Annotated in this window: 8 protein-coding genes; 4 read left to right on the forward strand and 4 right to left on the reverse strand. The window is 66.0% G+C overall.

Translation table 11 applies throughout. The features are described from left to right. Positions 1–17 precede the first annotated feature (17 nt). A complete protein-coding gene (locus tag CCS01_RS31865; RefSeq protein WP_104523243.1) occupies positions 18–692 on the reverse strand; it encodes an SOS response-associated peptidase in 675 nt (224 codons plus the stop codon). A gap of 213 nt (positions 693–905) precedes the next feature. Here CCS01_RS31865 and CCS01_RS31870 point away from each other — a divergent pair, with 213 nt between their 5' ends. From CCS01_RS31870 to CCS01_RS31880, 3 genes are all read left to right on the forward strand, one after another. Further along, positions 906–2,075, forward strand: coding sequence for a zinc-dependent alcohol dehydrogenase (locus tag CCS01_RS31870; RefSeq protein ID WP_104523245.1), 1,170 nt, complete (start codon positions 906–908; stop codon positions 2,073–2,075). Between the two features lie 15 nt (positions 2,076–2,090). Next, entirely contained in the window at positions 2,091–2,879 is a 789-nt protein-coding gene (locus CCS01_RS31875) for an SDR family NAD(P)-dependent oxidoreductase (protein ID WP_104523247.1), read from the forward strand. 430 nt (positions 2,880–3,309) lie between these two features. Then, positions 3,310–3,879 (forward strand): transglycosylase SLT domain-containing protein, encoded by a 570-nt coding sequence (locus CCS01_RS31880; protein ID WP_158258723.1) that lies wholly within the window; start codon positions 3,310–3,312, stop codon positions 3,877–3,879. Here the strand turns inward: CCS01_RS31880 and CCS01_RS31885 are convergent. The 3 genes from CCS01_RS31885 to CCS01_RS31895 all read right to left on the reverse strand — a co-directional run bounded on the left by CCS01_RS31885 (position 3,849) and on the right by CCS01_RS31895 (position 8,787). Further along, positions 3,849–4,748: a glycerophosphodiester phosphodiesterase family protein gene (locus CCS01_RS31885; protein ID WP_104523251.1), complete on the reverse strand. Its 900-nt coding sequence runs from the start codon at positions 4,746–4,748 to the stop codon at positions 3,849–3,851. The two genes, CCS01_RS31880 and CCS01_RS31885, sit on opposite strands and share 31 nt — an antisense overlap. A gap of 869 nt (positions 4,749–5,617) precedes the next feature. After that, complete coding sequence (locus tag CCS01_RS31890) at positions 5,618–6,985, reverse strand: MFS transporter (protein WP_104523253.1); 1,368 nt, start codon at positions 6,983–6,985, stop codon at positions 5,618–5,620. A 1,088-nt stretch (positions 6,986–8,073) separates the two neighbouring features. After that, on the reverse strand, positions 8,074–8,787 hold the full coding sequence (locus CCS01_RS31895; RefSeq protein ID WP_104523255.1) for a glutathione S-transferase family protein: 714 nt from the start codon (positions 8,785–8,787) through the stop codon (positions 8,074–8,076). A gap of 228 nt (positions 8,788–9,015) precedes the next feature. Here CCS01_RS31895 and gltB point away from each other — a divergent pair, with 228 nt between their 5' ends. After that, a complete protein-coding gene (gene gltB, locus CCS01_RS31900; RefSeq protein WP_104523257.1) occupies positions 9,016–13,659 on the forward strand; it encodes a glutamate synthase large subunit in 4,644 nt (1,547 codons plus the stop codon). The last annotated feature ends 200 nt before the right edge of the window (positions 13,660–13,859 follow it).

Genomic DNA, 13,859 nt, shown 5'->3' on the forward strand with positions numbered 1-13,859 from the left:
CAGCCGTGGCGAACGGATCAAACGAGGGATGCCGCCGGCTCCAGCAGGTCCGGCCCGTCGTTGCGCACGTTGCCGACGCGCTTGTCCACCGGCCAGAGCCGCAGCACATCCTCGGGCGACGGGCGCAGCAGTGCCTGCGGATCGCCCTCGGCCTCGCCCAGCCAGACCGGCCAGTCGGCCGGCTCCAGGATCACCGGCATGCGCTCGTGCAAGGCCGCCATCTGCCGGTTGGCGTGCGTCGTCAGGATGGCGAAGCTGCGCAGGATCTCGCCGTCCGGCGCGCGCCAGCCTTCCCAGATGCCGGCGAAGGCCATCGGCTCGCCATCCGCGCGGGCGATCGCGAACGGTGTCTTGCCGCCGGGATCGGCTCGCCACTCATAGAAGGCCGCCGCCGGCACAAGACAGCGGCGTTTGGCGAAGGCGGCGCGGAACATGCCGGAGGACGCGACGGTCTCCGCCCGCGCGTTGATCGGGCGGCGGGCCGTCTTGAGGTCCTTGGTGAACGCCGGCACGAAGCCCCAGTTCAGCAGGTCCAGATGGCGTTCGCCGGTGTCGGGGTGCCGGCGTACCACGGGCGCGTCCATGCGCGGCGCCATGTTCCACGTCGGCTTCAGGTTCGGCAGTGGATTGGTAGTCCCGAACAGCCGGGCGATCAGGTCCGGAGGCAGGAAACTAGCATAGCGTCCGCACATGCTGGGTACAGTGCGACAAACCGCGCGGTTGGGGAAGCCTCTGTCGCTGTCGTGACAGTGGGGCGAGGACCCGGCGCCAAATTCTTCTCCGTCCACCACGTTGGCCTGACGCGGGTGGGACGAGTCCTCCCGCTCGCGCCGTTATGAGGGAACGCCGCCCCGGCCACGCCATTCCGACAGGATGGACAGGATGGAACGGCAAAGGACGGACGCATGAAGGCACTTGCATGGCACGGCAAAGGCAGCATGCGCTGCGATACCGTTCCGGACCCGAAAATCGAGCATCCGCGCGACGCGATCATCAAGGTGACCGCCTGCGCGATCTGCGGCTCCGACCTGCACATCTACGACGGTGTCATTCCGTCGATGCAGCACGGCGATATCCTCGGCCACGAAACAATGGGCGAGGTCGTCGAACTCGGCTCCGAAACGAAGAACCTGAGGATCGGCGACCGCGTGGTGGTGCCGTTCACCATTTCGTGCGGCGAGTGCTTCTTCTGCAGGCGCGGCTTCTACTCGGGCTGCGAGCGGACCAATCCGGACAAGTTGAAAGCCGAGAAACTGTGGGGACATTCGCCGGCCGGACTGTTCGGCTATTCGCACCTGCTGGGCGGCTATGCTGGCGGACAGGCCGAATACTTACGCGTGCCATACGCCGATGTGGGGCCGATCAAGGTGCCGGACGGGCTGACGGATGAACAGGTGCTGTTCCTGTCGGACATTTTCCCGACCGGCTACATGGCTGCGGATTTCTGCAACATCCAGCACGGCGACACCATCGCCATCTGGGGCTGCGGCCCCGTCGGCCAGTTCGCCATCCGCAGCGCGTTCCTGCTGGGCGCCGGCCGGGTGATCGCGATCGATACGGTGCCGGAGCGGCTGGCGATGGCGCGCGAAACCGGGGCGCTGACGATCGATTTCAAGGCCGAGGATGTCTATGACCGCATCCAGGACCTGACCGCCGGCCGCGGCGCGGACGCCTGTATCGACGCGGTCGGCACCGAGGCGGATGCCACCGGCAGCGCCGACTCCCTCGTCGACCGCGTCAAGGTCGCCACCTTCATGGGCACCGACCGGCCGCACGTGCTGCGTCAGGCGATTCATTGCTGCCGCAACTTCGGCACCGTTTCGGTTGTCGGCGTCTATGGCGGCTTCCTCGACAAGGTGCCGATGGGCTCGGCGATCAACCGCGGGCTGACCTTCCGCATGGCGCAGACGCCGGTGCAGCACTACCTGCCGAAGCTGATGGAGCGCATCCAGAAGGGCGAGATCGATCCGTCGTTCGTCATCACCCACCGGGCTAAGCTCGAGGACGGGCCGGAGCTGTACAGGACGTTCCGGGACAAGCAGGACGGCTGCATCAAGGTCGTCATGAAACCCTGACAGCGGAGCATCATCATGGCCTCGGACACAAGCGCGCTGGCAGTCGTCACCGGCGCCTCCAGCGGCATCGGCCTGGAACTGGCGAAATGCTGCGCAAGAAACGGATTCGACCTGCTGATCGTTGCGGATGAGCCGGAGATAGAGCAGGCCGCTTCCACCCTGCGCCACCTCGGCGTCAAGGTCGATGCGATCGAGGCGGACCTGTCCACGATCGAAGGCGTCGACAAGCTGTATCTGGCGATCGGCAACCGCCCGGTAGAGGCGCTGCTGGCCAATGCCGGACGGGGCCTGGGGAAAGCCTACCTTGACCAGGATTTCGCGGCGGCGCGCAAGGTTGTCGACACCAACATCATCGGCACGATCTACCTGATCCACAGGGTTGGCCGCGACATGCGTGACCGCAGGCGCGGCCGCATCCTGATCACCGGCTCGATCGCCGGGTTCATGCCGGGCGCGTATCAGGCGGTGTACAACGCCACCAAGGCCTTCCTCGACTCGTTCTCGTTCGCCCTGCGGCACGAGGTCGCGGGCGACGGCATCACCGTCACCTGCCTGATGCCCGGCGCCACCGAGACGGATTTCTTTGAACGCGCCGATCTGACGGATACCAGGATGGGCGCGGTCCGCAAGGACGATCCGGCGATGGTGGCCGAACAGGGCTTCGCTGCGATGATGCAGGGCCAGGGCGATGTCGTCACCGGCTGGCACAACAAGCTGATGACGGCGATCGCGTCGGTGACGCCGTCCGACCTGCTGGCGAGGGCGCACAAGGCGATGGCGCAGCCCGGAACGGCGAAGCGGTGACCGTTTTGCCAGGATAAGGGAAGACAGGGCGCGATCACCAGCGGGGACGCTTGTCAATCCCGGGGCTTGTCTTGCTATGCTCATTGTGACAGACCTCGACCGGAGACGTTTTGGCGCGATATAGGAGCTGAAACGATATAAATAGGTGCCGGGGATGCCGTCGTTTGCTCGCGGTTTCATGAGTGCACGCGGGATGCTGCTTGGTTGCCTGGTTCTTACCACGGCACAGGCGGGGCCATTGGCTCCGCCGACCGAGGCCGCCCATCCCCGCCCCGAGCCGACGGTCAGGATCAAGAAGCACGGTTCCGCTCATGCCCGGCGTTCCGTCAAAGCCGCCCATTCGTTCCACAATAGAAACAGAGCCGCGCCGCGACGGCAAACTGACGCCAACCGGGCCGAAGTCAACCGGGCCGACGTCAACCGGGAGGTCATGCGCGCCATTCGTGTTGCGGAACGGAAAGCCAAGGCCGATCCGGCGGTCCTGACGGTGATCGCCTGGCAGGAAAGCCGCTTCGATCCGAAGGCACGCAACCAGCACTCCTCGGCACGCGGGCTGCTTCAGTTCACTACGGTAACATGGCTGACGGTCGTCCGAGACTTCGGCGCGCGGCACGGACTTGCGCGTTATGCCGCGGCGATCAAGACTGGCCGCGACGGCCGGCTGACGGTCACGCCGCATGCGCTGCGCCGGAAGATCCTGGCGCTGCGCGACAACCCCGAGCTGGCGGCGATCATGGCGGCGGAACGGCTGCAGCAGGAGCGCGGCGCGCTCGAGGCGCAGCTCGGGCGGCCGGCAAGACCGGCTGACCTGTACATGCTGCATTTCCTCGGCCCGACCGGCGCGCGGGAATTCCTGACCGCGCTGGCACGGAGTCCGAACAAGCCGAGCATCGACGTCGTCGGGCGCGTCGCCGAGCCGAACCGCAGCCTGTTCATCCGCGACGGCCACGTGCTGACGGTCGCCGATACCTACAATATGATAGAGGCCGCGCTGCGGTAGCCGGACACGGCGCCCGGCTGCCCGGGGCCGACGCAGGACAGCGCAAGGTCGGGACGGTCGGAAATCAGCCCGTCCACGTCCCAGGCAACCAGCCGAACCATGTCAGCCGGCGTGTTGACCGTCCAGGGCAGCACCGAGAGACCCACGGCGTGGGCCTCCCGCACCTGCGCCTCGGTCAGATCGGCTGCGTCCGGCGCCCAGACCGGACCGCCTTCCGCGGCCACGCAGGCCGGGATCGACGCGACGTCGACGATGCCGTCCCACCACAGGGCGGACTCCCGCACCGTCTCCGCCCGCGTCAGCCAGGCGAGCCGGACGTCCGGCCGCCGCCGGCGGACATGGCGCTGCACCCGCCAGTCGAAGGATTCGATCGTGACGCGGGCGGCCGCGCCGGCGGCGTCGATCACCGCCAGCGTGGCGTCGGCCAGGACGGTCGGCGGCGCGGTCCGCTCCGGATGGCGCGGGTCGCTCTTGACCTCGATGGTGAAGCGCGCCGCCGGCAGGGCCGCCAGCACGGCGGCAAGGGTCGGGATGCGTGCGCCGTCGATCGGGCGCTGGCCGGGAAACAAGGCCGCGGTCGGCGATCCGGGACGCAGCCGGCCGACGTCATAAGCTTGCAGTTCCTGGCAGGTCAGTGAGCGGAGCAGCGGGCCCGGACCCTCCAGCCACGCACCGGCGGTGCCGCGGACGAGGTCCGGGTTCAGCGCGGGGTCATGGCAGACCACCACGATACCGTCCGCGGTCATGCCGACGTCCAGTTCGAACGCCGTCACGCCGAGAGCGGCGGCGGCCAGGAAACCTTCCAGTGTGCTTTCCGGGAACAGGCCGCGCGCGCCGCGATGCCCTTGTATGTCGATCTGTCGTGTCATCTGACGCCCGAGCCAACCCTGTGAAACAGAAGCGGCATGAATAGCCAGGAAATCACCGCCAGGCTCAAGCAGCACGAAGCCGTGCCTCGCCATCCAGGACGCCACCTACGCCGCCCTGTTCGACTCTCGCGCCCGCGGTAATGCCCGTCCCGACAGCGACACGGACATCATGATTGAACTGGATCCCGCAGCGCCGGTTTGGGGGCTGGGACTGTGTTGGGATCAAGGAGTACATTGAAGGCTTGTTCGAGGAATAGGTCGGTGTTGTTAATCTTACTGTGTCAAAAGTTGCAGGAAAGTCAATATTATCAATGGCTTATGGTAAACCACACCGCGTAAGAAAACCGCGCAATTTCAATATGTTAGACAGAAATTGACACAGTAAGATTAATCGCGACGGGCCAAGCGATACGTGCGCCCAATGGCTCTTGCCGATGTCATCGATGCCTTCTGATACCGGCTCGACGCACCGCTGGCTGTTTCGCATCAGGCATCACATGGTGATGGCCAAGAGTTTTGTGGCCGGCATCGATTATGATCAGTAAAAATGCTGGCATCGGTCAACCGAAGGGCGGAGCTATTGCCGCCCATCGGGGTGATACGCCGCCCATGACCAGCGCAACCCAAGAACGCCAACCGGCGCTGGCCGCCGCTGTAATTTATAACGGCGGCGGACGGCCGCTTAGGGCCTAAGGCAGAATAAATGCTCCGCTTGTCGCACGGACGCTCCAACCGTCATGGCCGGCGCAGGCCGGCCATCCACGCCTTTTGCCCCGATCAGCAGCGCAAGGCATGTGTGGCGGCCCTGCGGGCGCCATGACGCGGAAGGGCCAGTGCGCCGCGGTGGAGCGGTATTTTGGCTCAAGCCGTTAGCCGATCGTGGTGCGCGCTGTGGCCGGGCTGAGCGTGGCTGCGTGCTCCTCCGAAATATCGCGATTGGTGTAGTCAGGCAGGAACATCACGACGACAGCGCTGACCAGCCCGCAGAGGACAAGATAGGCGCCGACCGCATAGCCCGACCCGAACGTCGCCAGCAGGGCAGTGGCGATCAGCGGCGCAGGACCGCCGGCAACGATCGAGGCGGCCTGGTAGCCGAGCGAGGCGCCGCTGTAGCGCAGCCGCGGCGTGAAGCATTCCGCGATCAGCGCCGCCTGCGGGCCATATACCATCGAGTGCGGTACCATCGAGAGCACGATGGCGATGAAGATGATCGTCGGATTAGCCGTGTTCAACAGCGGGAAATAGACCACGGCATACGCGGCCGTGGCCAGCGCGCCGATGAAATACATGCGCCGGCGCCCGATCCGGTCCGAGAGGGATCCGAATACCGAGATCAGCATCATGTCCACCGCCGCCGCCACCACCACCGCGATCAGCAGGAAATTCCGCGAGGCGTGGAGCACGTTCAGGCCGTAGGTAAAGACGAAGGCAAAATAGATATACGCTGGCGCCTGCTCGGCCATGCGGACCAGCGCTGTGAGCACGATCTCCTTCGGTTGGCGCTTCACCACTTCGAGCACCGGCACGCGCTCGATGCGGTTCTCCGCAGCAATTCGCTGGAAGGTAGGCGTCTCGAGAATGCCGAGCCGGATCCAGAGCCCAATCCCCACCATGACGATGCTAAGGAAAAATGGCACGCGCCAGCCCCAGGCGAGGAACGCCTCGGTTGACATCGACGCGCTGAATACGAGCACCGCGACATTCGCCAGCAACAGGCCGCCGGGCCCACCCAGCTGCGGAAACGACGCGATCAGCCCGCGATTGTGGTTGCCCTTCGCCCATTCCATCGCCAGCAGCACCGAGCCGCCCCACTCACCGCCTACCCCGACGCCCTGGATGAAGCGAAGGACGGTCAGGATCACACCGCCCCAGATGCCGATGCTCGCATAGGTCGGCACCAGGCCCACGGCGAAGGTGGCCATGCCGCTGATGAGCAAGGTGGCGATGAGCGTCGCCTTGCGGCCGATGCGGTCGCCGTAGTGGCCGAAGATCGCCGCGCCGATCGGACGCGCGATGAAGCCGACGGCGAAGGTGGCAAACGCTGCCAGCGTGCCAACCAGCGGATCCTCTTTCGGGAAGTACAGCTTGGCGAACACGAGAGCGGCGACCTGGCCGTACAGCAGGAAGTCGTACCACTCGATGGTCGTTCCCACCACGCTTGCGAGCGCTGCCCGCCGCAGTTGCCGGTCATGGTCGCCCACGTAATCTGCATCCATCGGCTTGCCGATGCCGCTCATCTGAACGTTCTCCCAGGTTCTTGGCGTGCAGCTTGTTTTTTTGCGTGCAACTTATTTGGCGTGCAGTTTATTTGATATGTAACGGCATGGGAAGCAGCAGCTCCAACTGCGAATGAGTTGTGATCGCGATGACTGGGGTGGGTCCTGGATGCAATGGTTGGGTTGAACCCGCTCACCGGCGGCCCATAGGAAATTCGCAGCAGGTCCGGGATGCGCTTCGGTGCCCGCATGCGCTCACTCGGTGCCCTGCTTGGATCATGGCTACAGCAGACCGCAGGTCGGTTGGGACACTGAGGCCCCCTGTCCTCATCGTCATGGCCGGGCTTGTCCGAACCATGACGATGAGGGAGCGCCGTCGCCCTGTCTCAATCGCCCTGCGGCCTGCTGTAGTACCGCCGCCGGAGATCCGGAGGCCGTCGCTTCAGCTCTTGTGGCCCGTGGTGGGCCGAAAGGCGAAGGGCCTTCCGCCACCTACAGTTTGATGGCGCTCCCGGCGTACGGCATTGGCGTCGCAGTCATCGCAGGTAGGTCCAGGCGGCGGCGGAGCCTGGATTGGCTATCGCTCGTTAACACAGCCGTCCAGCCCGCCCGCGGGCACCACGATGGATGAAAATGCGCGAGATCGGTGCCATCCCGTCATGTGGGCGCAGGCCCACCATCCACGCCTTCTGCCGATACCAGCAGCGCAAGGCGTGGATGGCGGCCGCCATGACGGGGAGGCGATGACCCTGCGAGACCGGATTTTCGAAGCAGTCCCCTTGGCCGCGCGCGGCCACCACGATGGATGAAAATGGGCGAGGCCGAAGCCTCTCCGTCATGGCCGGACGTGTCCCGGCTATCTACCCTTGTCGAAGCGCGGATAGCCGGGACACGCCCGGCCATGACGATAGAGAGACGACCAGCGCCTGCAAGGCCACAATTTCATAGAAGTTGCCCATGCGGCTTTCCGTGCTCGGACAGGAACTGCCGCCATCTTATCTCACGCCTCCGGAACAGTTCGGATAAAGAGGCAGCAAACTGGACGAGGCACCCCGTCGATTGCCGCCGCGGCAAGCCGCCTGTGCCGCCTCCCGGCTCCCTGGCAGTTCTCAGGCGGTTGCGTACTCCCCTCGCCCGAACATCCGGTCCAGCGCCACCGGCGCCGCCTTGTCGAACGGCGTGGTTTGCGCCCGCACCGCGTCGACCGCGGCCAGCGCCTTCTTCACCGCGGGACGGTCGTTGATCGCCGCCACCCAGCGGGCGATGTTGGGCAGCTTCGCCGCCGCCTCCTGCCCCGGCAGCGTCGGCAACAGGCGCAGCCACGGATACGTCGCGACATCCGCGACCGAGTAGTCACTGCCGCCCAGGTACGGCACGGCCGCCAGCCGGCGGTCGATCACCTCGCAGACCCGATGCACCTGCGTGGCATAGCGGCTGCGGGAATACTCGTTTCCCGGCGGCGCGAAGCGGAAGAAATGCACGTACTGCCCGAACATCGGCCCGACCGTGGACATCTGCGTCATCAGCCACTGGACCACGTCGAACCGCGCCGCCCTGTCCGCCGGCAGCAGCTTCCCGGTCTTCTCGGCCAGGTAGAGCAGGATCGCCCCCGACTCGAACACCGTGTACGGCTTGCCGCCCGGCCCATCGGAGTCGACGATGACCGGCGCCTTGGCATTGGGGTTCAGCGCCAGGAACGCCGCGTCGAACTGCTTGCCGGCGAACACGTCCACCGGTTGCACCGTATAGGCAAGCGCCAGTTCTTCCAGGGCGACAAACACCTTGACGACGTTGGGGCTGCCCATGCCATAGAGCGTTATCATCGTTTGTTCCTCCCGCTGGATTGGCGCCGGCAGTCTGGCATGATACCAGCGCGTCAGGAAGCCGCACCGTGCTTCCGCCCGGTTTTGCGCCCTTGCAGGGGAAAACGCAGATAGATACGCTGCGTTGCGGCAGGATCATTGCCATTTTTCGGCCCACAGGGCAAAAGGGCCACTCGTGCGCCGTGCGCGCCCAGCCGGCAAAGTGTTTCGCCAAGGAAGTTTGTTGCAATGCATGAGGTTATGAGACAGGGCCTGTACGATCCCCGGAACGAGCACGATTCGTGCGGCGTGGGCTTCGTGGTGAACATCAAGGGCCGAAAGTCTCATGATATTATCGCCCAGGGCCTGAAAATCCTGGAGAACCTGGATCACCGCGGCGCCGTCGGCGCGGATCCGCTGATGGGCGACGGCGCCGGCATCCTGATCCAGATGCCCGACGCGCTGCTGAACGACTGGGCCCGCGCCAAGGGCAAGTCGCTGCCAGCCGTCGGCCGCTACGCCGTCGCTATGTGCTTCCTGCCGCGCGACCCCGAGGCGCGTGACTTCGCCATCCAGTTCTTCGAGCAGGTCGTCCACAAGGAAGGCCAGTCCATGGTCGGCTGGCGCGACGTGCCGACCGACCTGACCGGTCTGGGCCAGACCGTCATCGACACGATGCCGGTGATCCGCCAGGCGATCGTCGCCTCCAGCCTGTCGATCCGCGACCAGAACGCGTTCGAGCGCAAGATCCTCGCCATCCGCAAGCAGATCCTGAACAATCTGAAGAAGATGGCCGACAAGAAGGACCTGCCGGGGCTGAGGGAGCTGTACATGCCCTCCTTCTCCACCCGGACCATCGTCTACAAGGGCCTGCTGCTGGCCAACCAGGTCGGCTCGTTCTACCACGACCTGCGCAACAACCTGACGGTGTCGGCGCTGGCGCTGGTGCACCAGCGGTTCTCGACCAACACCTTCCCGTCCTGGAAGCTGGCGCACCCGTACCGGTTCCTCGCCCACAACGGTGAGATCAACACCGTCCGCGGCAACGTCAACTGGATGTACTCGCGGCGGCGGTCGATGGAATCCGACCTGCTCGGGCCGGACCTGAACAAGATGTGGCCGCTGATCCCGCACGGGCAGTCGGACACCGCGTGCATCGACAACGCGCTGGAACTGCTGGTCGCCGGCGGCTACTCGCTGGCGCACGGCATGATGATGCTGATCCCGGAAGCCTGGGGCGACCCGCTGATGGATCCCGAGCGCAAGGCGTTCTACGAGTACTACGCCGCGCTGATGGAACCCTGGGACGGCCCGGCTGCCATCGCCTTCACCGACGGCCGCCAGATCGGCGCCACGCTCGACCGCAACGGCCTGCGCCCGGCACGCTACTGCGTCACCGACGATGACTATGTGATCATGGCCTCGGAAGCCGGCGTGCTGCCGGTGCCGGAGGAGAAGATCGTCAAGAAGTGGCGCCTGCAGCCCGGCAAGATGCTGCTGATCGACCTCGAGGAAGGCCGCATCATCGACGACGAGGAGATCAAGCGGAAGCTCGCCCACAAGCATCCCTACGCGGAATGGCTGAAGCAGAGCCAGTTCAAGCTGGAGGAACTGCCGGAGAGCGAGGAGCATCGCCCGGTCACGCGGCCGAACGACCCCGAGGCCTTCCTGCGCCTGCAGCAGTGCTTCGGCTACACGCAGGAGGACATCCAGTTCTTCCTGGAGCCGATGGCGGTGCAGGGCGACGACCCCGTCGGCTCGATGGGCACCGACACGCCGCTGGCGGTGCTGTCCGACAAGCCGAAGCTGCTGTTCAACTACTTCAAGCAGAACTTCGCCCAGGTCACCAACCCGCCGATCGACCCGATCCGCGAGGAACTGGTGATGTCGCTGGTCTCGATCATCGGGCCGCGGCCGAACCTGCTCGGCCACCACGCCGGCAACCACTACCGGCTGGAAGTATCGCAGCCGATCCTGACGAATACGGACCTGGAGAAGATCCGCGACATCGACAACCTGGCCGGCGGCGCGTTCCGCACCCAGACGATCGACACCACCTGGCCCGCCGAGGAAGGCGCGGAAGGGATGGAAAAGGCGGTCGCGCGCATCTGCCAGGAAGCGACCGAGGCGACGCTCGCCGATTTCACCATCCTGATCCTGTCCGACCGCGCGGCCGGCCCGGACCGGATTCCGGTGCCGTCGCTGCTCGCCACCGCCGCGGTGCATAACCACCTGATCCGCCAGGGCCTGCGCATGAGCACCGGCATCGTGGTGGAGACCGGCGAAGCGCGCGAGGTGCACCACTTCTGCGTCCTGGCCGGCTACGGCGCCGAGGCGATCAACCCGTACCTGGCGTTCGAGACGCTGGAGCAGATCCGCGTCCAGTCGAAGCTCACCAAGACCGCGTATGAGGTAAAGAAGAACTACCTCAAGGCCGTCGGCAAGGGCATCATGAAGGTGATGTCCAAGATGGGCATCTCGACCTACCAATCGTACTGCGGCGCGCAGATCTTCGACGCGGTCGGCCTGTCCTCGGCGTTCGTGGACAGGTGCTTCACCGGCACCGCGAGCACGATCGAGGGCGTCGGCTACCTGGAGATCGCCAAGGAAGCGGTCGCCCGGCACCAGGCGGCGTATGGCGACAACCCGATCTATGCCGGCATGCTGGACGTCGGCGGCGACTACGCCTTCCGCCTGCGCGGCGAGGCGCATGCCTGGACGCCGGAATCAGTCGCGAAGCTGCAGCACGCCGTCCGCGGCAACCTGCCGGCCGAGTTCCACGCCTTCAGCAAGCTGATCAACGACCAGAGCGAGCGGCTGCTGACCATCCGCGGCCTGATGGAGTTCAAGCTCGCCCCGACCCCGGTGCCGCTGGAGGAGGTCGAGCCCGCCTCGGCCATCGTCAAGCGCTTCGCCACCGGCGCGATGAGCTTCGGCTCGATCTCCCGCGAGGCGCACACCACCCTGGCGGTGGCGATGAACCGCATCGGCGGCAAGTCGAACACCGGCGAGGGCGGCGAGGAATCGCAGCGCTTCAAGCCCCTGCCGAACGGCGACTCGCAGCGGTCCGCCATCAAGCAGGTGGCGTCCGGCCGGTTCGGCGTCACCACCGAGTACCTGGTCAACGCCGACGACATCCAGATCAAGATGGCGCAGGGCGCGAAGCCGGGTGAAGGCGGACAGCTGCCCGGGCACAAGGTGGACAAGCACATCGCCAAGGTGCGCTACTCCACCCCGGGCGTCGGCCTGATCTCGCCGCCGCCGCACCACGACATCTACTCGATCGAGGACCTGGCGCAGCTCATCCACGACCTCAAGAATGTCAACCCGCAGGCCCGCATCTCGGTGAAGCTGGTCTCCGAGGTCGGCGTCGGCACGGTCGCGGCGGGCGTGTCGAAGGCGCGGGCGGACCATGTGACGATCGCCGGCTTCGACGGCGGCACCGGCGCCAGCCCGCTGACGTCGCTGACGCACGCCGGCTCGCCGTGGGAAATCGGCCTGGCCGAGACCCAGCAGACCCTGGTGCTGAACGCACTGCGCAGCCGCATCGCGGTCCAGGTCGATGGCGGCCTGCGCACCGGCCGTGACGTGGTGGTCGCCGCCCTGCTCGGCGCCGAGGAGTTCGGCTTCGCCACCGCGCCGCTGATCGCCGCCGGCTGCATCATGATGCGCAAGTGCCACCTGAACACCTGCCCCGTCGGTGTGGCGACTCAGGACCCGGTGCTGCGCAAGCGCTTCACCGGCACGCCGGAGCACGTCATCAACTACTTCTTCTTCGTCGCCGAGGAAGTCCGGCAGTTGATGTCCCAGCTCGGCTTCCGCACGGTCAACGAGATGGTCGGCCAGGTCCACAAGCTCGACACCCGCAAGGCGATCGCGCACTGGAAGGCGCATGGGGTGGACCTGACGCGCATCCTGTACCAGCCGGAAATCAAGCCCGGCGTCGGCATCTACCAGTACGAGTTCCAGAACCATCACCTCGACAAGGCGCTGGACCAGGAGCTGATCAAGGAAGCCAAGCCGGCCCTGGAGTCCCAGACTCCGGTGCGGATCGAGACGCAGATCCGCAATGTCCACCGCACCGTCGGCGCCATGCTGTCGGGCGAGGTGGCGCGCCGCTACGGCCATGCCGGCCTGCCGGACGACACGATCTCGATCTCGCTGTCCGGCAATGCCGGGCAGAGCTTCGGGGCGTTCCTGTCGCGCGGCGTGTCGCTGTACCTCAACGGCGATGCCAACGACTATGTCGGCAAGGGCCTGTCCGGCGGGCGCGTGGTGGTGCGGCAGCCGGCGGTTGCCCCGCGCAATCCGTCCGAGAACATCATCGTCGGCAACACGGTGCTGTATGGCGCGATCGCGGGCGAGGCTTACTTCCACGGCGTTGCCGGTGAACGCTTTGCCGTGCGCAACTCCGGCGCCGTCGCGGTGGTGGAAGGCTGCGGCGACCACGGCTGCGAATACATGACCGGCGGCGTGGTCGTCGTGCTGGGTGAGACCGGCCGCAACTTCGCCGCTGGCATGTCGGGCGGCATCGCGTATGTGTACGATGAGCATGGCATGTTCCGGAAGCTGTGCAACACCGCCGCCGTGGACCTGGAGCAGGTGGGCGTGGCCGAGCTTGGCCTGGCCGACGAGCCCGGCCGCCCGCGGCAGCGCGGCACCAGCGTCGACGACAACGGCATGGGCGATCCGCTGAAGTTCGACGCCGAGCGTCTGCGCATCCTGGTAGAGAAGCACCTGCTGTTCACCGGCAGCCAGCGCGCCCGCGCCCTGCTGGACGACTGGGACGCGGCGCTGTCCCGCTTCGTCAAGGTCCTGCCGCGCGACTACAAGCGCGCGCTGCTGGAACTGCGGACGGAAGAGAAGATCGCCGCCACCGCCGCCGCTGAATAAGGGCCTGATGCAGAATAACCGCTTCCACCGTCGCACGGACGGTCCACCCGTCATGGCGGCCGCAGGGCCGCCATCCACGCCTTACGGTGCTGGTATCAGCAAAGGGCGTGGATGGTGGGCCTGCGCCCATCATGACGTGGAGCGGCCTTTGCGCCGGTTCCGGCAGATCGGTTATTTCGCCTCGAGTCCTAAGACCTGCA

The organism is Rhodopila globiformis (assembly GCF_002937115.1).
GTDB lineage: Bacteria > Pseudomonadota > Alphaproteobacteria > Acetobacterales > Acetobacteraceae > Rhodopila > Rhodopila globiformis.